This window comes from Microbacterium sp. PF5, assembly GCF_004794315.1.
GTDB classification, from domain to species: Bacteria; Actinomycetota; Actinomycetes; order Actinomycetales; family Microbacteriaceae; genus Microbacterium; species Microbacterium sufflavum.
On sequence record NZ_SSDQ01000057.1, the window covers coordinates 16433 to 36366 of the forward strand.

Consider the following 19934-nt stretch of genomic DNA (forward strand, 5'->3'; position numbering starts at 1 on the left):
GGTTCCCGCGAGGAGACCCCGATGACCCCGATCGCGCCCCGCCTGTACGTCGACAGCGCCGACGTCGACCGCGTCTCCCGGCTGCTCGCCGCGGGCGTGGTCTACGGGGTCACCACCAACCCCACGATCCTCGAACGGGGCGGCCGCACCGCCGCGGAGATCCCCGACCTCTACGCCCGATGGGTCGAGGAGGGTGCCCGCGAGGTGTTCTTCCAGACCTGGGGCGGCGACACCGCCTCCTTCCTGCGCAACGCCGAGGGCATCCGGGCGCTGGGCGACCGGGTGGCGGTGAAGGTCCCCGCCACGCCCGACGGCTTCGCGGCCGCGTCCGCCCTCGTGCGCGACGGGGCGACCGTGCTCGTCACGGCCGTGTACTCCGTGGCGCAGGCCCTCGCGGGCGCCGCGATCGGCGCCCGGTACCTCGCGCCCTACCTCGGCCGGATGCGCGACGCGGGCGTCGACGGCGAGGTCGTGATCGCGCGGATGCAGGAGATGTGCGCGGGGACCGACTCGAACGTGCTCGCCGCGTCGCTGCGGTCGGCGGAGGATCTGGTCGGCCTCCGACGCGCCGGCGTGCCCTACTTCACCGCCGCCCCCGACGTGCTCGACCAGGTGCTGTCGAACCCGGTCAGCGACGCCTCCGCCGCCGAGTTCGACGCGGCCATGGTGCGCCTGGGAGCCTGACCCGCCCCGCTCGCTCCGTCGCGGTGCGGCTCAGGCGGTCGCGGCCTGCCGCAGCCAGCGCTCCACGCCCGCGATGTGGGCCGTGGCGAGCGACGTGGCGAGAGCGGAGTCGCGCTGGGCGATGGCGTCGGCGATCGCGCGGTGCTCCGACAGCGTGCGCTCGACCGCGCCGCCCTCGGTGAGCCCTCGCCACACGCGAGCCCGCACGGTCTGGCTGCTCAGGTGCTCGATCAGGCTGGCCAGATAGGCGTTGCCCGCCATCGCCACGATGTCGCGGTGGAAGCGGATGTCGTGGTCGACGAGCTCCTCGATGCTCACGCCGGCGTCGATGCCGGCGACCTCCTCCTGCACGGCCGCGATCGCCTCCTCGCTGCCGAGCGTCGCGGCGAGCCCGGTCGCCTGCGACTCGAGCATCCGCCGCACCGCGAACATCTCCAGCATCGAGTCGTCGTCGTGCATGTCGACCACGAACGCGATCGCCTCGAGCAGCAGATGCGGCTCCAGGCTCGTGACGTAGGTGCCGTCGCCGCGGCGCACGTCGAGCACGCGGATCACCTCGAGCGCCTTGACCGCCTCGCGCATCGAGTTGCGCGAGAGCCCGAGTCGTTCGGACAGCTCCTTCTCCGGGGGCAGGCGATCGCCGGGCGCCAGTTCGCCCGACACGATCATCGCCTTGATCTTCTCGATCGCCTCGTCAGTGACAGCCATGGCGTCATCCTTGCACAGTGATCGGATGTCTACGGCAGGATGGGGGCATGCGCACCCTCGACTCGCACCTGCACCTGTGGGACCCGGAGGTTCTGACCTACTCGTGGCTGGAGGGGCCCCTCGCCGGGCGGTTCGCCGCGGAGGAGATCGAGAGCGCCCGCATCGACGGGTCGACCGAGGAGCGCGCGATCTTCGTGCAGGCGGGCACCGCGGTCGACGACGAGCTCGACGAGGTGCGGTGGGTCGCGGGACAGGCCGAGCGGCTCGGGGTGGTCGGCATCGTCGCGGGTGCCCGACTCGACCGCGGCACCGACACGACCGTGCACCTGGAGAGCCTCACGGCGGAGCCGCTGGTGGTGGGCGTGCGGCACATCCTGCAGGACGAGCCGGATGCGGTGGCGCTGTCGTCCGCGTTCGTGACGGGCGCGCGAGAGGTCGCGGCCCACGGCTGGGCGTTCGACGCGTGCGTGCGGTCGTGGCAGCTGCCCGACGTCGCGCGGCTGTCCGCCGCGATCCCCGAGCTGCGCATGGTGCTGGATCACCTCGGCAAGCCCGCGGTCGGCACCGCGCACGCTCCGCTGGCCCCGACGGCGGAGTGGGAGCGCGACCTCGCCGAGCTCGCACGCCACCCGCAGGTGTACTGCAAGGTGTCGGGCCTTCCGGCGGAGGCGGGTGGTGACTGGAGCCTCGCGCAGCTCGAGCCGTTCCTGGACACCGCGGCCGACGTCTTCGGGCCGGAGCGCCTGATGTGGGGTACCGACTGGCCGGTCTCCGCGGTCGGCCCCGCCGGGACGGACGCCGCCCCGGACGCCGCCTCGGACGCCCCGTCGACGTATCAGCCGACCGCCCGCAGCCGCTGGGCCGACGCGGTCTCGACGTGGGCGGACTCCCGCGGCATCGACCGGACCGCCCTCTTCCACGACACCGCCGCCGCGTTCTATCGCCTCTGACCCCCCCGCCCCGTCCGCCCCATCCCGTCGCGCGGTGCGCGTGCGATATGTCACCCCCGAAGCCCCTGCGCGGCACGTTTTCGATCCCGCACCGACTCCGCACCTCAGGCCGCACGCGAGAGGGCCCGGCGTCTCAGGGAGTCGCCGGGCCCTCTCGTCGAGGAGGGTGCGAGGTCACTCGGGGCGGAGCCGCAGCTGCGCCATCCCGCCGTCCACCTCGAGGAACGTGCCCGTGGTCGAGCCCGCGCCCGGTCCCACCAGGTAGGCGACGGCCGCGGCGACCTCGTCCGGGCTGACGAGCCGTCCGTGGGGCTGTCGTGCTTCGAGGGCGGCGCGCTCGGCCTCGGGGTCGGCGGCGGAGTCGAGCAGCCGCCCGACCCAGGGGGTGTCGGCGGTGCCGGGGTTCACGGCGTTGACGCGGATGCCCTCGCGCAGGTGATCGGCGGCCATCGCGCGGGTGAGGGCCGACACGGCGCCCTTCGACGCGGAGTAGAGCGCGCGCTGCGGGAGGCCGGTGGTGGAGGCGATCGACGCGGTGTTGCACACGGCGGCGGCGGGCGACTTCCGCAGCCACGGCAGTGCCGCCGAGGTCACGCGGGCGATGCCGGTCACGTTGATCGAGAGCACGCGCGCCCACTCGTCGTCGTCGTTCGCGGCGATGTCGCCCTGCGCGCCGATGCCGGCGTTGTTGACCACGATGTCGATGCGGCCGAAGCGCTCGGCGACCGCGGCCACGGCCGCGTCGACGCTCGCGCGGTCGGACACGTCGGCCGTGAACGCGGCGAAGCTCTCGTCGGCGTTCGTCGTGTCACGGTCGAGCACGGCGATCGTGGCGCCGTCGTCGTGCAGTCGGCGGGCGATCGCCGCGCCGATGCCGGAGGCTCCGCCCGTGACGATCGCCACCAGGCCGTCCATCGTTCCGCTCACTTCTGCGCCTCCCATGCCACGAACTCCTGTCGCTGCCGGCCGAGGCCGTCGATCTCGATCTCCACCACGTCGCCCGGGGCGAGATAGGGGTACTTGCCCGACAGGGCCACGCCCTGCGGGGTGCCGGTGAGGATCAGGTCGCCGGGCTCCAGCGTCACGTACTGCGACAGGTGGTGCACGATCTGCTCGACCGGGAAGATCATGTCGCTCGTGTTCGAGTCCTGCCGCGGCTCGCCGTTGACGAAGCTGCGGAGGCCGAGGGCCCGGTGGTCCACCTCGTCGGGCGTGACCAGCCACGGTCCGGTGGGGTTGAAGCCGAACGCGATCTTGCCCTTCGACCACTGCCCGCCCGACACCGCGATCTGGAAGTCGCGCTCCGACACGTCGTTCGCGGCGACGAAGCCGGCGACGTGCGCCATCGCCTCGTCGGGGGAGTCGAGGTAGGCGGCGCGGGCGCCGATCACGATGCCGAGCTCGACCTCCCAGTCGGTCTTCTCGCTGCCGCGCGGAATCGTGACGGTGTCGTTCGGGCCGACCACGGTGTTCGGGGTCTTGAGGAAGATGATCGGGATGGTCGGCGGCTCGGAGCCGGACTCGGCCGCGTGCGCGGCGTAGTTCATGCCGATGCAGATGACCGCGCTGGGGCGGGCGATGGGGGCGCCGACGCGCATCCCCGCAGCGTCGGGCAGCTCGGGGAGCTCTCCGGCGTCGCGCGCGGCGGCGACGCGGGCGGCGACGTCTCCGGCGAGGAAGTCGCCGTTGACATCGGATGTCAGTGGGCGGAGGTCGAGGTAGCGGTCACCCTCCACGAGGACGGGGATCTCCGCCCCAGGGGTGCCGAGCCGCGCGAACTTCATGATTCTCCTGATCGTTCGGGAAGCCGCTCTGCGGCGGCCGGTCTCGTTGACAGTATAGACATCGGATGTTTACACTCCAAGGGATCCGCACGGAAGAAGTCCCGTGCATGGAGAGGAATCCCGTGAGCCGTATCGTCGCCCTCGACACCACCGACATCCGCTTCCCTACGTCCCTGAGCCTGGACGGGTCGGACGCGATGAACCCCGACCCCGACTACTCCGCCGCGTACGTCATCGTGCGCACGGATGCGGAGGACGACATCGAGGGGCACGCGTTCGTGTTCACGATCGGACGGGGCAACGACGTGCAGGTGGCTGCGATCGACGCCCTCGCGGGGCACCTGGTCGGCCGGGAGCTCGAACCGCTGCTCGACGACATGGGCGGCACCTTCCGCGAGATCATCGGCGACTCGCAGCTGCGCTGGCTCGGGCCGGAGAAGGGCGTCATGCACATGGCCATCGGCGCCGTGATCAACGCGCTGTGGGATATCAAGGCCAAGCGCGCGGGCCTGCCGCTGTGGCAGCTCCTCGCCCGGATGACGCCGGAGGAGCTGGTCGACCTGGTCGACTTCCGCTACCTCACCAACGCCCTCACCCGCGACGAGGCGCTCGACATCCTCCGCGCCGCCGAGCCCGGTCGCGCCGAGCGGGAGCAGCAGCTGCTCGCCACCGGCTACCCCGGCTACACCACCAGCCCGGGGTGGCTGGGCTACTCCGACGAGAAGCTCGAACGCCTGGCGCGCGAGGCGATGGCCGACGGCTTCACGCAGATCAAGCTCAAGGTCGGCGCCGACCTGCAGGACGACATCCGCCGCTTCCGCAAGGCGCGCGAGGTCTGCGGCCCCGACTTCCCGATCGCGATCGATGCCAACCAGCGCTGGGAGGTATCGGAGGCGATCGAGTGGGTGAACGCCCTCGCCGAGTTCCACCCCGCCTGGATCGAGGAGCCCACGAGCCCCGACGACATCCTCGGGCACGCCGAGATCGCCCGCGGGGTGGCGCCCATCCGCGTCGCCACCGGCGAGCACGCGCAGAACCGCATGATCTTCAAGCAGCTGCTGCAGGCCGACGCGATCTCCGTCATGCAGATCGACGCCGTGCGCGTGGCCGGGGTCAACGAGAACATCGCGAACCTGCTGCTCGCCGCGAAGTTCGACGTGCCGGTCTGCCCGCACGCCGGCGGCGTCGGGCTGTGCGAGGCCGTGCAGCACCTGTCGATGTTCGACTTCGTCGCCGTCTCGGGCACGCGCGAGGGCCGGCTGATCGAGTTCGTCGACCACCTGCACGAGCACTTCGTCGTGCCGACCGACATCCAGGGCGGCTCGTACATGGCGCCCACCGCGCCGGGTACCGGCATGGAGATGAAGACCGACAGCATCGCCGAGTACACCTGGACGGGTGCGCATGTCGGTGCCTGACCGCCTGGCCGTCCCGACGCTCGGCTACGGTGCCGCGAACGTCGGCAACCTGTTCCGGGAGCTGTCCGACGACGACGCCTGGGCCGTGCTGGATGCGGCGTGGGAGAGCGGCATCCGCTTCTACGACACCGCGCCGCACTACGGGCTCGGGCTGTCCGAGCGTCGTCTCGGAGCCTTCCTGCGCACGAAGCCCCGCGACGAGTACGTGCTGTCCACCAAGGTCGGACGGCTGCTGCGCCCCAACCCCGACCACGCGGGCGGTCTCGACACCGCGAACGACTTCCATGTGCCCGACACCCTGCAGCGCGTGTGGGACTTCTCGGCGGAGGGCATCCGCACGAGCCTCGACGAGTCGCGCGAACGCCTCGGCATCGAGCGCATCGACCTGCTCTACCTGCACGACCCCGAGCGCCACGACCTCGACCTCGCGCTGGCGGAGGCCCTCCCCGCGCTGGAGCAGGTGCGTGCGGACGGCGAGGTGACCGCGATCGGCATCGGCTCGATGGTGTCGGAGGCGCTCGCCGCGTCGGTGCGGGCCGCGGACCTCGACCTGGTCATGGTCGCCGGGCGGTACACGCTGCTCGAACAGCCCGCCGCGGTCGACGTGCTGCCGGCGTGCCGCGAGACCTCGACCGGCATCGTGGCGGCCTCGGTGTTCAACTCCGGGCTGCTCGCGTCGAACGAGCCGCGGCGCGACGGACGCTACGAGTACGGGCAGCTGCCGGACGAGCTGTGGGACCGGCTGGTGCGCATCGCCGCGGTGTGCGCCGACCACGGGGTGCCGCTGCCCGCGGCCGCGATCCAGTTCCCGCTGCAGTCCGACGTGGTGCGCTCGGTGGTCGTGGGCGGCAGTCGCCCCGCACAGCTGACGCAGAACGCCGAGTACGCTGCGCGGGAGATCCCGTCCGCACTGTGGGAGAACCTCGCCGCCGAGGGTCTCATCCCCGCCTGACCAGAGAGGAGCCCTCGTGCTCGAAGGAATCCACCCGCTGCTGACCGGCGAACTGCTGCTGCACCTCGACCGCATGGGGCACTCCGACGCCGTGGTCGTCGCCGATGCGCACTTCCCCGCGTGGGGGCTGGGCGCCCGGGTGGTCGACCTCCCCGGCACGACGACGCCCGAGGTCGTCGCGGCGATCCGCACGGTGCTGCCCCTCGACGATGCGCCCGGCCTCGACCTGATGGCGTCGGCCGACGGCGAGGTGCTCGACGTGCAGCGCGAGCTCATGGACGCGGCGGGCACGGCGGTCGACACGACCCGGTTCGTGGAGCGTTTCGCCTACTACGACGTCGCCCAGGACGCGTATCTCCTGGTGCGCACGGGCGAGACCCGCAAGTACGGCAACGCGCTGCTCCGCAAGGGCGTCGTCGGCCACCCCTCCGCCTGACGATCGGTTCACGACTCAGGGGAACAGCGGGGACACTCGGCCTCCCGCGCGTACCGGCGCCGGGCGCGCCCCTTCTGCGGAGTTGTGAACCGGCTCAGGCGCCCACGGTGCGTGCGGTGTGATGCGGGTCAGCGGCCGCGGGTGGATTCGCGGATGACGAGCTCGGCGGGGAACGGCGGGGTCGCGGGCGGGGGAGCCGCGGGGTCGGCGAGCTGAGCCAGCAGCGCTGCACCGGCCGCGCGACCGATCTCGTAGCCGGGCTGGCGGACGCTCGTGAGCGGCACCACGCTCTGGTGCGCCTCGGCCACGTCGTCGAAGCCGACCAGCGCGATGTCCTCCGGCACGCGGATGCCGTGCCGCAGCAGCTGTGTCAGCACGCCGAGCGCCACCATGTCGTTCGCGGCGAAGATCGCATCGGGCCGTTCGTCCGCGGGTTGCGCCACGATCTCTGCCCCCGCGGTCAGTCCGTCCTCGGTGGCGAGGTGCCCGACCTCCCGCACCTCGACCTCCGCGCCCGTGCCCGCCGTGGCGTCGCGCAGTCCCGCCAGGCGGTCGTTCGACTCGGTCACCGCGGGGTTGCCCAGGAAGAGGATGCGCCGCCGCCCGAGGTCGACGAGGTGCTCGCCGGCGAGCAGTCCGCCCGCGCGGTCGTCGAACAGCACGGAGGCGACGGTGGCGGATTCGCGGATCGGCCCGACCACGACGGAGCGGATGCCGCGATCGGCGAGTCGCTCCAGGCGCGGCACCACGTCGCCGAGCGGGTAGATGACGATGCCCTGCACGCGATGCGCCTCGAACATGTCGATGTTGCGCTGCTCGCGGTCGGCATCCCGGTCGCTGTTGCTGAAGAAGAGCGACCAGCCGCCCTCGCGCGCCACGTCGTCGACACCGCGGGACAGCTCGTGGAAGTACGGCAGCCACGCGTCGAGAAGGATCAGCGCCAGGGCCTTGCTCGACCCCGCCCGCAGCTGCCGTGCCGATTCGTTCGGTACGAAGCCCAGCTGCTCGATGGCCGCCCGCACCTTCTCCCGGCTGCCCTCCCCGAGCACGTGGGGGTGGTTGAGGTAGTTGGAGACCGTCGAGGAGGAGACGCCGGCGAGGGCGGCCACGTCTTTCACGCTGGCGGGCATCGGTCTCCTTCGTCGATACGGGCCGAGGCGACCCCGGCGGCGACACCAGGCTAGCCGAGGGATTGCAACGTGCCAAGAAAGTTCTTGACAGGCCGTCGTCGTCGGACCTAACGTGTGTCGAACCCGGAATTGGAACGTGCCAAGTCCGGACGGCGACGGTGCCGCACACCCGCCGGGAGAGGTCTCATGAACATCGGCTGTCACGGACTCGTCTGGACCGGAACCTTCGACGCCGACGGTATCCGCCTCGCGGTGGAGAAGACGAAGCGGGCCGGGTTCGACCTGATCGAGTTCCCGCTGATGGACCCGTTCACGTTCGACGTCGCGGCGGCGAAGGGCGCCCTCGCCGAGCACGGTCTCGCGGTCAGTGCCTCCCTCGGGCTCTCCGCGGAGACCGACGTCACGAGCTCCGACCTGGATGTGGTCGCGGCCGGTGAGGCGCTGCTGCTGCGCGCGGTCGAGGTGCTGGCCGAGCTGGGCGGGACCCACTTCTGCGGCGTGATCTACAGCGCCATGCAGAAGTACATGGACCCGGTGACACCGGAGGGGCTCGCGTCGAGCCGTCGCGCGATCGCCCGGGTCGCCGACCACGCCGCCGAGCGCGGGGTCTCGGTGTCGCTCGAGGTGGTGAACCGCTATGAGACCAACGTGCTCAACACCGCGCGGCAGGCCCTGGCGTACCTGGCGGAGGTGGACCGCCCGAACCTCGGCGTGCACCTGGACACGTACCACATGAACATCGAGGAGTCGGACATGTTCGCCCCGGTGCTCGACGCGGCTCCGGCGCTGCGGTACGTGCACATCGGCGAGAGCCACCGCGGGTACCTGGGCACCGGCACGGTCGACTTCGACACGTTCTTCAAGGCGCTCGGCCGCATCGGCTACGACGGGCCGATCGTCTTCGAGTCGTTCTCGTCGGCGGTGGTCGCTCCCGACCTCAGTCGCATGCTGGGCATCTGGCGCAACCTCTGGACCGACAACGACGAGCTCGGCGCGCACGCCAACGCCTATATCCGCGACAAGCTCGTCGCGGTCGACTCGATCCGGCTGCACTGAGCCGGGTCAGCGGCGACGGGATCCTCGGTCGAGATCAAGATGTTATTACAGGTCTTCCCGATCGAATGATCTTTAGATACATTTAGATACAACTTGCACCAGCCCGGGTGCAGGACGCAGAATTGATCCGATGTTTACGGCGGAATGATCCGCCAATCGCGAGACGACCTCCAAGGAAGCAGGTGAGCGCATGAGTGGACCCATCCTCAGGGTCGAGGGGATCAGCAAGGGATTCCCCGGCGTGCAGGCGCTGAAGGATGTGCACCTCGAGGTGCGCGAGGGCGAGGTGCTCGTGCTCGTGGGAGAGAACGGCGCCGGCAAGTCCACGCTGATGAAGATCCTCTCCGGCATCTACACCAAGGACGAGGGCACCATCACGTTCGAGGGCCGCGAGGTCGAGCTCACCAGCCCGCTGCAGGCGCAGGAGCTCGGCATCACGATCATCCATCAGGAGCTCAACCTGATGCCCGACCTCACCGTCGCCCAGAACATCTACGTCGGCCGCGAGCCCACGACCGGCCCGTTCCTGTCGGAGCGCAAGCTCAACGCGCAGACGGCGGAGCTGCTCCAGCGCCTCGGCATCCACCTCAACCCGCGACAGCTCGTCGGCGAGCTCACGGTGGCCGAGCAGCAGATGGTCGAGATCGCCAAGGCGCTGTCGTTCAACGCCAAGGTGCTCATCATGGACGAGCCCACCTCGGCCCTCACCGACAGCGAGGTCGAGACGCTGTTCGTGCTGATCGAGCAGCTCAAGGCGCGCGGCACCGGCATCGTCTACATCTCGCACCGGATGGACGAGCTGCGGCGCCTCGCCGACCGCGTGACCGTCCTCCGCGACGGCACATACATCGGATCACTCGACAAGGCGGAGATCACGATCCCGAAGATCATCGAGATGATGGTCGGCCGCGTGATCGACGAGGGGACCCGCCCGCAGGCCCGCGAGCACCTGAACGACCCGGTCGTGCTCGACGTGCAGGGGCTGTCGACGAAGACCCTCCTGAAAGACGTGTCGTTCCAGCTGCACAAGGGCGAGATCCTCGGGTTCGCCGGCCTCATGGGCGCGGGACGCACCGAGACCGCCCGTGCCGTGATCGGCGCCGACCACCGCGACGGCGGCACCATCACCATCGGCGGGCGCCAGGCGCGGATCGCCCAGCCCGCCGACGCGGTCAAGCACGGCGTGGGCTACCTCTCCGAAGACCGCAAGCTGCTCGGGCTCATGCTCGAACAGGACGTCACGTTCAACACCGTGCTCGCCTCGCTCGGCAGCTACGCCAACGGCATCGGCTGGATGGGCGACGGCAAGGCCAAGAACCGCACCAAGGAGTACGTGCAGCAGCTGCGCGTGAAGACCCCCTCGGTCAACCAGGTCGTCAAGCTGCTCTCCGGAGGGAACCAGCAGAAGGTCGTCATCGCCCGGTGGCTGATGCGCGACTGCGACATCCTCATCTTCGACGAGCCGACGCGAGGCATCGACGTCGGCGCGAAGGAGGAGATCTACCGCCTCATGCAGCAGCTCGCCGACAGCGGCAAGTCCATCATCGTCATCTCGTCGGAGCTCCCCGAGATCCTGCGCGTCGCGAACCGCATCGCCGTGTTCGCGAACGGGCGCATCACCGGGACGCTCCGCAACGAGGAAGCCAGCCAGGAGAAGATCATGCAACTCGCAGCCCACGGGGAGGAAGACTGATGAGCACCCCACAGCAGCCCGGAGGGTCGACGACGACCATCATCCAGACGGCCGTGAACGAGAACACCGACAAGCGCGACATCGGCGGATTCCTGAAGCGCCAGTTCCAGCAGTCGCTGGCCTTCGGCACCCTGATCGTGCTGGTCATCTTCTTCTCGATCGCCAGCCCCAACTTCTTCACCTTCAGCAACATCGCCACCGTGCTGCTGTCGACCGCGGTCATCGGCATCCTCGCCCTCGGCACCACGTTCGTCATCATCACGGGCGGCATCGACCTGTCGATCGGCACCGGCATGGCCCTGTGCGCCGTGATGACCGGCGTGATCGTCACCAACCTCGGCCTCCCCGTCTGGCTGGGCGTGATCGGCGGCATCGCGACCGGTGTGCTGATGGGCCTCATCAACGGTGTGAACATCACGTTCCTCCGCCTTCCCCCGTTCATCGCCACGCTCGCGATGATGATGATCGCCGGCGGCCTCGCCCTCGTCATCTCGAACGTCGCGCCGATCTACTTCTCGACCTCGGCGCCCGACTTCAAGAAGATCGCGCTCGGCGTGATCATCCCCGGCATCCCGAACGCCGTGCTCATCACGGCCGCCCTCGCGATCGTGGCGTGGCTGGTGCTGTCGAAGACGCTCCTCGGCCGCTACACCTTCGCGATCGGCTCGAACGAGGAGGCCACCCGCCTCTCCGGTGTGAACACGCGCCGCTGGACGATCCTCATCTACATGTTCGCCGGGGCCTTCACCGGAGTCGCGGGCATCGTGATCGCCTCGCGCCTCGACTCCGCCCAGCCGCAGATCGGCACCGGGTACGAGCTGCAGGCCATCGCGGCCGTCATCATCGGCGGCACCTCTCTCCTCGGCGGACGCGGCTCGATCCTCGGCACCGTGATCGGCGCGCTGATCATGAGTGTGCTCGTGAACGGACTGCGCATCATGTCGATCCAGACCGAGTGGCAGAACATCGTCGTCGGCGTGGTCGTGCTGCTGGCGGTCTTCCTCGACTCGCTGCGCAACCGGCAGCGCACCTGAGACCAGGGCGGCGGCGAAACCCGTGCCCGCCGCCGCCCCACCCGGCCCCGGCCGGACCCGCGGAGTCCCTCCGCACAGGCACCAGGAATGTCCCACAGCCGGCCCTGGCCGGCATCACACAGAACCATCCGGCTCGTACTCAAACAATGGAGTTTTCATGAAATTCGGGAAGAAGACCGCCTTCGCAGCCCTCGTGGCCGCTTCCGCGCTCGTGTTCGCCGGCTGTGCCGGCGGTGGCGGCGACGTCATCGAGGAAGGCTCCGGCTCCGGCAGCGGCAGCGGCGACGGCGAGATGTACATCGCGCTCGTCTCGAAGGGCTTCCAGCACCAGTTCTGGCAGGCCGTGAAGAAGGGTGCGGAGCAGAAGGCCGAGGAGCTCGGCGTGAAGATCACGTTCGAGGGCCCCGCCGCGGAGACCGAGATCGCGCAGCAGCTCGAGATGCTGACCGCCGCGATCGACAAGAACCCCGACGCCATCGCCTACGCCGCGCTCGACCCCGAGGCGTGCGTCGCCCCGCTCGAGCAGGCGAAGTCGAAGGACATCCCGGTGGTCTACTTCGACGCCCCGTGTGACGGCGACGTGGGCCTGAGCCTCTCCGCGACCGACAGCAAGGTCGCGGGTGCGCTCGCGGCCGAGCACATGGCCGAGCTGATCGGCGGCGAGGGCCAGGTCGCGATCGTCGGCCACTCGCAGATCAACTCGACCGGTGTCGAGCGTCGCGACGGCTTCGTCGAGAAGATCGAGTCGGACTACCCCGACATCGAGATCGTCGACATCCAGTACGGTGACGGCGACCACCTCAAGTCGGCCGACATCGCCAAGACGCTGATCGCCGCCCACCCCGACCTCAAGGGCATCTACGGCACCAACGAGGGCTCCGCGATCGGTGTCGTGAACGCCGTCAACGAGCTGGGCCTGGAGAAGGGCAAGATCACCATCGTCGGCTTCGACTCCGGCGCCGCGCAGATCAACGCGATCAAGGACGGCACCATGGCCGGCGCCATCACGCAGGACCCGATCGGCATCGGCGCGCAGGTCGTGCAGGCCGCATACGACGCCGCGAACGGCGACGACGTCGAGGAGTTCTACGACACCGGTTCCTACTGGTACGACAAGAACAACATCGACGACGACAAGATCGCCGCGGTGCTCTACGAGTGACACCCCGCTGAACCACGGAGCCCCTCGCCTTGCGGCGGGGGGCTTCGTGTTTCCGGGACGGGAGGATCATCAGGACAGGATCTGACCGCGGTGCACGGCATCCTGTGCGGAACGAAAGGATGCACCATGCCCACACCTGCTCCCGTTCCTGCCGGGTCGAACACCGTCAACCCCTTCCTCATGACCGACGATGCCGCCCGCATCATCGATTTCGTGATCGAGGTCTTCGACGCCTCGGATGTGCCCCAGGCGCGAACGCTCGACACCGACGGCCTGATCCTGCATTCCGAGCTGCGCATCGGGGACTCGATGATCACGGTCGCCGACCGCAAGCCGGACTGGCCGTTCACCCCCGGGTTCCTCCAGGTGTACGTCGTCGACGTGGAGGCGACGCTGGCGCGGGCCGTCGCCCTCGGCGCCCGCGTCGTGACCACACCGACCGACTTCTTCGGTGACACGCTCGCGCGGTTCGTCGACCCCTCGGGCAACCTCTGGTGGGTCTACCGGCACGCCGCCCAGGAGCAGACCGACGACACGAGCGGTGAAGACGAGGCCTGGTCCACGGATGGCGCCGACACCGCCGAGGACTGGTCGAGTTTCACATCGCCGGAGTTGGACTACATCCACGAGAGCCTGGTCCAGGCGATCGCATCGCTCCGGGACCCGCGACTGCCGAGCTGAAGGGATTGCAGCCGTGTTGTTGATCCTCGCGCAGGTGCCCGTTGCCGAGTCGAACCGCCCAGCGGAGGTCGAAGGACATCCCGGCGGTCTCCTTCGACGCTCCGTGCGACGGCGACGGACGGGAGTCAGCAGCCGGCTGCGGTGGGCTGCTCGTCGCACGTGTAGCGGACCAGGGCGGACGTGGCCTCGTAGATGCGGATGCTCTGGGCGGGCCCGGCGACCGAGAGCTCTCCCGCGACGGGGAACCAGCCGTTGCCCAGGTCGACCTCGGCCGTGTAGCGGACCGTGGTGACGGCGGTGTAGGTGCCGCGGTCGCGGTAGACGTGGCTCGTCGGAGTCGGGGTGAACTGCGGCTGGTGGGCGGCGGCCCAGGTGCGGCCCCCGGTGGCGGTGGTGGCGCTGGTGCCGTCGCCGAACGTGGTGTCGAACGCGACGGGGGTGAAGCGCACCGTGACGGCCAGGTCGAGGATGGTGCCCTGCTGCGTGTGCGCGGTCGCGGCGGTGACGAAGTTCGTCGGAAGCCCCGCGACCCCGACCCCACCCGGCTCGGCCGCCGTGGCGACCGGCTCGGGAGCGAACCGGGCGAGATCCGAGATGGTGAGCGGGTCGCCGTCGGCGCTGGTGACACGGACACCGTAGATCCCGCACGAAGCCTTGTACGGGTACGGCACGGCGGCGCACGGGTCGGCCGGCTTCGGCTCGGCGCTGCCGTTCTTCCGACCGCGGGGAGCGCTGTCGCCGCGCGGTGCGGGGGTGGTCTGCGTCGCGGTGACGGTGAGGCTGGACGTACCGACGGTCGATAGCCAGGCTGATTCTTCACCGCCACCCGGGGGTGGCGATGTCGGCGGAACGGTGGTCGTCAGAGAAAGCAGGGCAAGCAGCGCCACTGTCGACGTCAGCATTCGAGCTCCTTGGTTGCATCGCTCGAAACGATCGCCAATCCTGTGCTCGTCAGCGCAGGCTTCAATTGCAATTCCAGTGCCTGCCGAGGCTGCCGGTCGGTCGACACGACGGACGCTCCGGTGGAATCCAAGACATCAACGTGCGACACGTCAATGCACAGTCTGGCGGTCACGTCCTCGCCGTCGTAGGAGATGGGGGTGAAGTGATCGAAGGTGGTCTCGCCGACCCGCCTCCATCCCTCTGCGTCGTAGTAGCTGTACGCCTTCTTGGCAGAGGAAAGCGCGTCTGCTCGCAACCACTTGTAGACGTCCTCGAATGTCCTCGCGTCGGTCAGTACGGTCGCATTGCCGGCGTCGTTGTAGGCGCGATAGGTGGCCTCGGCGGCGGCGAAGGCGTCCTTCTTCGAGGCGAACAGCGGGGTCGGCGTCGGAGACGGGGAGGGTTTCAGATCGGCAGTGCAGCCGGTGAGCAGGACGAGGGAGACGGCGAGGGCGGCGAGGGCGCGCGTCGAAAGGGAGTGGGGACGAGTCACCGGGCCACGGTACGTGCAACGCCGGCGCGTCGGTCCGGGTTGTCCACAGGAGCCCGCGCGCGCACCTCGGACAGGGGCTCAGACGCGGCGGAGGAAGGTGAGGATCGAGGCCGGCTCGACGATCAGCTCTTGCAGCGCGGCGTTGAACGGGACCCCGGCGGACGCCGCGAGGTGCTCCTGGAACGCGGCCTCGTCGCGGTACACCTCGTATACGAAGAAGCGGTCGGGGTCGTCGACGAGTCGCGTGGCGTCGAACACCACGTTGCCCTCCTCGGCGCGGACGATCTCGGCGAACTCCCGCAGGAGTGCGGCGACCCGGTCGGCTGCCCCGGGCTTCGCGGTGAAGACGGCGTGCAGGATGGTGGGTTCGGTCATGGGGGCTCCTCGGGTGGAGGCGACGAGACGGCGTCGGGCGGCGCGGTCTCAGTGGTCGAGGGTGAGCAGTCGTGCGGGCGTGTGCACGAGCATACGCTGCACGGCCGCATCGCCGACCGCGTCGCGCAGTCGCGGCAGGTACCGGTCGCCGAGGTAGGCGAGCCCGGGCATCCCGCCGTAGGCGATGTACCGCGTGCGCCGGGCGACGTCGCCGCCGAGCACGATGCGGTCGCCCGCACCGCGTTCCACCACGGCGGCGGTCAGGGCCAGCAGTTCCGCGTCGGATCGGGTGCGCGGACGGGCGAAGCCGTCGTAGCCGAGGTGGGCGCCGCGCTCCGCGAGCGACACGTGGAGTCCGGGGTCGGGGTCGCGGTCGGCGTGGGCGAGCACGACCCGATCGCTCGCCACGCCCTCGGCCGCGAGTAGATCGAGCACCTCGTGCGCCGCCGTGCAGAACTCCAGGTGCACCATGACGGGGGCACCGGTCTCGCGGTGCGCGGCCGCCACCGCGCCGAGGGTCGTGCGCTCGAACGGGCTGATGCGCCAGTAGTCGATGCCCGCCTTGAGCATCCCCGCGCGCACCGGGGCGCCCGTGGGCGAGGTCGCGACGGGCACATCGGGCGCGGCGAACACCGCGTCGTCGGAGGCGGGCATGCCGCGGGTGAGGTCCGCCACGAACAGTGCGGACAGCCGCTCCGCGTCCCACACCTGCATCGGGTGGTCGTCGCCGTAGTGGGCTTCGCGGTGCCGCCCCGTGGTCGCGACGATGCCCAGTCCGGTCGCCGCGCTGATGCGGGCCAGCGCCTCCGGGTTCCGGGCGAGCCCGAACGGCGTGGCGTCGACCATCGCGTCGAAGCCGCTCGTCTGCAACGCCGCCGCCTCGTCGCCCGACGCCTGCTCGTCGTCGAGCTCGTCGCCCGGCAGCAGCGGCGACACCTGGAACAGGTGCTCGTGGTAGTTCACGCGCCCGAGCTCCGACGCGTCGACGTCGCCGAGCACCGTGCGCACGACGGGCATCAGCGCACCGACTCCGCTGCCGCGGCCAGCCGCTCCACGGTCTCGGGCGTCAGCTCCAGCTCGAACACGTCGGCCACCACCTGCGACCAGCCGTGGATGAAGTAGCGCCAGCCGTCGACCACGTGCAGGTCGCGCGACGCGCGCTGCGCCTCGGCCTGGTGCAGGAACTCCAGCGACCCGCGGTAGTTGAACTCCCACGCGTACGCGCCCGCGGGGAACACGACCGCGTCGCTGAGCGGCGAGCCGGGACGGTCCTTGCCGAGCCCCGTGGCGTTCGCGATCACGGAACCCGCGGGCGCCGCCGCCACCAGCGCATCGGCCTCCTCCGGCGTCTCCGTCACCACGTAGCGCAGCAGGTCGTCGGGGGTGCCGTGCTGGCGGTGCACCTCGCGCAGGTGGTCGAGCTTGTCCTGCGTGCGCGCGGTCACCGTGATGCGGGCGGGGGCGTCGGTGCGCTCCGCGAGGGCCCAGCTGAGCGCGGTGCCCGAGCCGCCCGCACCCAGGATGACGACCTCCGCCCCGGTGCGGGCGAAGTGGTCGGCGGGCAGGAAGTCGTTCAGGGCGAGGTCGACCGTGATCGGATCCTTCGCGCGGCCCGACAGGCGCGAGCCCCGCTTGGCGATGCTGGAGATCTCGGAGCACGACACCGCGAACGGGTCGAGCTCGTCGAACAGGTCGGACGCCGCCGCGTACACATTCATCTTGTGCGTGGTCACCAGGGCGCCCCGGTGGTGGGGGTCGTCGCGGATCTGCTCCACCATCGCGCGGTACTGCGCGGGGTCGGCGTCCATCGGCAGGTCGTGGCCCACGAGCCTGCGGGTCGGGAGGTCGAGGATGTCGGCCCAGAGCGGGAACACCTTCATGATCGAGGAGGACGCGGTGGTCACGCCCACGAACCCCATGTAGTCGGCGGTGGCGGTGTCCGCGGCGGGTGCGGCGGTGTCGGCGGTGGTGGTCATCGCATCTCCTGGGGAACGGGCACGGGGTGGGCGGGCTCGGCGCCGCGCAGCACGGCGATCACGTCGTCGAGCGACAGGGAGCCCATGTTGTCGACGGCCTGGGTGGTCTGCGCACCGAGGTGGGGGGTGACGATCACGCGGTCGACGAGATCGGCCGCGAGCAGCGGGCTGTCGTGGGCGGCGGTGTCGCCGTCGAGCGTGTCGGCCGCGTAGCCGGCGAGCGTGCCGTCGCGCAGGGCCTCGGCCACCGCCTGTTCGTCGACCAGGTCGCCGCGGGCCGTGTTCACCAGCACCGTGCCGCGGCGCATGTCCGCGAGGCGCTCGGCGTCGACCAGCCGCTGTCCGCCCGGCGCGTGCAGGGTGATCACGTCGGCCGCGCGGAACAGCTCGTCGAGCGGGACCGGCTCCGCGCCCTGCGCCCGCACGAGCTCGACGGGAAGGAACGGGTCGGCCGCGAGCACCCGGGAGCCGAAGCCGCTCAGGCGCCGCGCGACACCCTGGCCGATACGGCCGAAGCCCACGATGCCCACGGTCGCGGCGCCGAGCTCGCGGCCGCGCCGCACACCCCAGTCGCCCGCTCGCACCCGGCGGTCGCCGTCTGGCACGAACCGGAGTGCCGCGAGCATGAGTCCCACCGCGTGGTCGGCGACCGCGTCGGCGTTGGCGCCCGGGGTGTTCGTGACGGGGATACCGCGCTCCCGGGCCGCCGCGAGATCGACGGCCTCGGTGCCCACGCCGTAGCGCGCCACCACCTTGAGCTTCGGTGCCGCGGCGAGGTGCGCCTCGGTCACGGGACCGGTGCCCGCGATCCACGCGTCGGCCCCGTGCAGCAGCGACCGCAGCTCGTCGAGGTCGTGATGCGCGGGCCCGCGGAGGATGCGGTGCCCCGCCCGCGCCGCGCGCTCCACCAGGTCGAGGTCGCCGTCGGAGAACGAGCGACTGGTGACGAGGATGACGCCCATCAGCGCGGCCGTCCGGCGAACCAGGGCGCGAGCGCGGTGTAGGCGTCGGCGAACCGGGCATGCCGTTCGGCGTACACCGCGTGCCGGGCGGGGTCGGGCGTGAACTCGGCTGTGACCTCGCTCAGCGCCCGCGCCGCCGAGAAGTCGGTGAGCCCGAGACCCACGGCTCCGGTGACCGCCGCGCCGAGGCTGTTCGCCTCTTCCACGATCGTGCGCCGCCGCACGGGCACGCCCCACACATCCGCGAGCACGGAGAGGTACACGTCGCTCTGGGCCCCGCCGCCCACCGCGTCGATGCGGTCGATCACGGCGCCCGACTCCCGGAACGCCTGGATGCACGTGAGCAGGTTGAACGCGGTGCCCTCCAGTACCGCCCGCACCAGGTGCGCCCGGCCGTGATGGCGCGCGAGACCCACGAACGCCCCGCGGGCGTCCGGATCCCACAGCGGAGAGCGCTCGCCGAGCAGATAGGGGAGGAAGTAGAGGTCGTCGGTGTCGACGTCGGCCGAGGCTTCGGCGGTCAGGCGCCCGGTCTCGGGGTGCGCGGGATCGGGCGACAGCGCCTCCGCGATCCACTGCACCGACGCGCCGCCCGCCTGCATGGTGGCCGTCGGGACGAACGAGCCGGGCACGACGTTGTCGAACGTGAAGGTGCGCATGGCCGGGTCGTGCAGCGGGGCATCCGCCGCGAACGAGATCCACGACGAGGTGCCCAGGCAGACGTAGGCGCCGTCCTCGGGGGCCACGACGCCGGAGCCGACCGCGGCCAGGGGTCCGTCGCCGCCGCCCATCACCACGCGCACTCCGGTGTGCAGGCCCAGGGCCTCGGCCGCCGCGGGGGTGAGGGGACCTGCGATCTGCGTCGACTCCAGGATCTCGGGGAACAGGACCGGGTCGAGCCGAGCGGCTGCCAGCACCTCGCTCGACCACGTGCCGGCGGCCTGGTCGTAGGCGTTCATGCCCGAGGCGTCGGAGCGGTCGGTGGCCAGGCGCCCGGTGAGCCGCAGCACGATGAAGTCCTTCGCGACGCACACCCGGCGCACGCGCGCCCACACGTCGGGCTCGTTGTCGCGCACCCACATGATCTTCTCGACCGAGTAGGTGGGGTTCAGGCGGTGGCCGAGGATGCCGTACGCCCGCTCGGCGCCGAGCGCGGCCTCGAGCTCGCGCTGCTGCGCCCCGGCGCGGGTGTCGGCCCAGATGATGGCGGGACGCGCGGGCTCGCCGTCGCCGTCGAGCAGCACGGCGCCCATCATCTGTCCGCTCACCACGAGCCCCGCGACGTCGGAGGGTGCCGTGGCGGTGCGTGCGAGCAGGTCGCGGGTGGCGGCGACGACCGCGTTCCACCAGTCGTCGGGGTTCTGCTCGGCGATCCCGCCCGCGGCGAAGTGCGCGGGATACGGCACCGTGACCGCGGCGATCAGGCGGCCGTCGTCATGGTGCAGCGAGGCCTTGTTGCCGGTGGTGCCGAGGTCGTGCGCGATCAGCATGGCCGGAG

Annotated in this window: 21 protein-coding genes; 10 read left to right on the plus strand and 11 right to left on the minus strand. The window is 70.8% G+C overall.

The features are described from left to right. Positions 1–21: 21 nt before the first annotated feature. Complete coding sequence (locus tag DW297_RS03610; protein ID WP_168442788.1) at positions 22–684, plus strand: transaldolase family protein; 663 nt, start codon at positions 22–24, stop codon at positions 682–684. Between the two features lie 30 nt (positions 685–714). On the opposite strand, the gene DW297_RS03615 is transcribed toward DW297_RS03610, so the two are convergent. Then, complete coding sequence (locus tag DW297_RS03615) at positions 715–1392, minus strand: FadR/GntR family transcriptional regulator (RefSeq protein WP_136029458.1); 678 nt, start codon at positions 1390–1392, stop codon at positions 715–717. A gap of 47 nt (positions 1393–1439) precedes the next feature. Here DW297_RS03615 and DW297_RS03620 point away from each other — a divergent pair, with 47 nt between their 5' ends. Beyond that, positions 1440–2342 carry an amidohydrolase family protein gene (locus DW297_RS03620; protein WP_136029460.1) on the plus strand — a complete coding sequence of 301 codons (903 nt, stop codon included), beginning with the start codon at positions 1440–1442 and terminating at the stop codon, positions 2340–2342. Between the two features lie 174 nt (positions 2343–2516). On the opposite strand, the gene DW297_RS03625 is transcribed toward DW297_RS03620, so the two are convergent. Further along, the gene (locus DW297_RS03625; RefSeq protein WP_136029462.1) at positions 2517–3284 is read right to left on the minus strand and encodes an SDR family NAD(P)-dependent oxidoreductase; all 768 of its coding nucleotides are present in this window, start codon (positions 3282–3284) and stop codon (positions 2517–2519) included. Next, a complete protein-coding gene (locus tag DW297_RS03630) occupies positions 3266–4126 on the minus strand; it encodes a fumarylacetoacetate hydrolase family protein (RefSeq protein ID WP_136029464.1) in 861 nt (286 codons plus the stop codon). Before DW297_RS03630 ends, DW297_RS03625 begins: the two co-directional genes overlap by 19 nt. A gap of 122 nt (positions 4127–4248) precedes the next feature. On the opposite strand from DW297_RS03630, the gene DW297_RS03635 reads away from it, so the two are divergent. From DW297_RS03635 to DW297_RS03645, 3 genes are read left to right on the plus strand one after another with little or no spacing between them, the layout of a single operon-like run. Then, a complete protein-coding gene (locus DW297_RS03635) occupies positions 4249–5544 on the plus strand; it encodes an L-fuconate dehydratase (protein ID WP_136029466.1) in 1296 nt (431 codons plus the stop codon). Next, positions 5531–6496, plus strand: a complete 966-nt coding sequence (locus tag DW297_RS03640; protein WP_136029468.1) for an aldo/keto reductase — start codon at positions 5531–5533, stop codon at positions 6494–6496. The genes DW297_RS03635 and DW297_RS03640 overlap by 14 nt, the downstream gene beginning before the upstream one ends. Positions 6497–6512: 16 nt before the next feature. After that, entirely contained in the window at positions 6513–6932 is a 420-nt protein-coding gene (locus tag DW297_RS03645) for an RbsD/FucU family protein (RefSeq protein WP_136029470.1), read from the plus strand. A gap of 128 nt (positions 6933–7060) precedes the next feature. Here DW297_RS03645 and DW297_RS03650 read toward each other — a convergent pair whose 3' ends face one another. Continuing rightward, complete coding sequence (locus DW297_RS03650) at positions 7061–8062, minus strand: LacI family DNA-binding transcriptional regulator (protein ID WP_136029472.1); 1002 nt, start codon at positions 8060–8062, stop codon at positions 7061–7063. 186 nt (positions 8063–8248) lie between these two features. On the opposite strand from DW297_RS03650, the gene DW297_RS03655 reads away from it, so the two are divergent. The 5 genes from DW297_RS03655 (at position 8249) to DW297_RS03675 (ending at position 13688) form a co-directional block, all read left to right on the plus strand. After that, positions 8249–9118, plus strand: a complete 870-nt coding sequence (locus DW297_RS03655; RefSeq protein WP_136029474.1) for a sugar phosphate isomerase/epimerase family protein — start codon at positions 8249–8251, stop codon at positions 9116–9118. Positions 9119–9308: 190 nt separating this feature from the next. Then, on the plus strand, positions 9309–10811 hold the full coding sequence (locus DW297_RS03660; RefSeq protein WP_136029476.1) for a sugar ABC transporter ATP-binding protein: 1503 nt from the start codon (positions 9309–9311) through the stop codon (positions 10809–10811). Further along, on the plus strand, positions 10811–11845 hold the full coding sequence (locus DW297_RS03665; RefSeq protein ID WP_205812648.1) for an ABC transporter permease: 1035 nt from the start codon (positions 10811–10813) through the stop codon (positions 11843–11845). Before DW297_RS03660 ends, DW297_RS03665 begins: the two co-directional genes overlap by 1 nt. Before the next feature lie 157 nt (positions 11846–12002). Further along, positions 12003–13007: an ABC transporter substrate-binding protein gene (locus tag DW297_RS03670; RefSeq protein WP_136029478.1), complete on the plus strand. Its 1005-nt coding sequence runs from the start codon at positions 12003–12005 to the stop codon at positions 13005–13007. 126 nt (positions 13008–13133) lie between these two features. Beyond that, complete coding sequence (locus tag DW297_RS03675; RefSeq protein ID WP_136029480.1) at positions 13134–13688, plus strand: VOC family protein; 555 nt, start codon at positions 13134–13136, stop codon at positions 13686–13688. A 125-nt stretch (positions 13689–13813) separates the two neighbouring features. Here DW297_RS03675 and DW297_RS03680 read toward each other — a convergent pair whose 3' ends face one another. The 7 genes from DW297_RS03680 to xylB form a co-directional block, all read right to left on the minus strand. Further along, positions 13814–14590, minus strand: coding sequence for a hypothetical protein (locus tag DW297_RS03680; RefSeq protein WP_205828221.1), 777 nt, complete (start codon positions 14588–14590; stop codon positions 13814–13816). Further along, the gene (locus DW297_RS03685) at positions 14584–15123 is read right to left on the minus strand and encodes a hypothetical protein (protein WP_136029482.1); all 540 of its coding nucleotides are present in this window, start codon (positions 15121–15123) and stop codon (positions 14584–14586) included. The genes DW297_RS03680 and DW297_RS03685 overlap by 7 nt, the downstream gene beginning before the upstream one ends. Positions 15124–15201: 78 nt before the next feature. Further along, on the minus strand, positions 15202–15498 hold the full coding sequence (locus tag DW297_RS03690; RefSeq protein WP_136029484.1) for a putative quinol monooxygenase: 297 nt from the start codon (positions 15496–15498) through the stop codon (positions 15202–15204). Between the two features lie 48 nt (positions 15499–15546). Beyond that, on the minus strand, positions 15547–16515 hold the full coding sequence (locus DW297_RS03695) for a phosphotriesterase family protein (RefSeq protein ID WP_136029486.1): 969 nt from the start codon (positions 16513–16515) through the stop codon (positions 15547–15549). Continuing rightward, positions 16515–17474: a shikimate dehydrogenase family protein gene (locus DW297_RS03700; protein WP_136029488.1), complete on the minus strand. Its 960-nt coding sequence runs from the start codon at positions 17472–17474 to the stop codon at positions 16515–16517. Before DW297_RS03700 ends, DW297_RS03695 begins: the two co-directional genes overlap by 1 nt. After that, on the minus strand, positions 17471–18436 hold the full coding sequence (locus tag DW297_RS03705; protein WP_206252555.1) for a phosphoglycerate dehydrogenase: 966 nt from the start codon (positions 18434–18436) through the stop codon (positions 17471–17473). Before DW297_RS03705 ends, DW297_RS03700 begins: the two co-directional genes overlap by 4 nt. After that, positions 18436–19926, minus strand: a complete 1491-nt coding sequence (gene xylB, locus DW297_RS03710; RefSeq protein ID WP_136029490.1) for a xylulokinase — start codon at positions 19924–19926, stop codon at positions 18436–18438. The genes DW297_RS03705 and xylB overlap by 1 nt, the downstream gene beginning before the upstream one ends. Positions 19927–19934 lie beyond the last annotated feature (8 nt).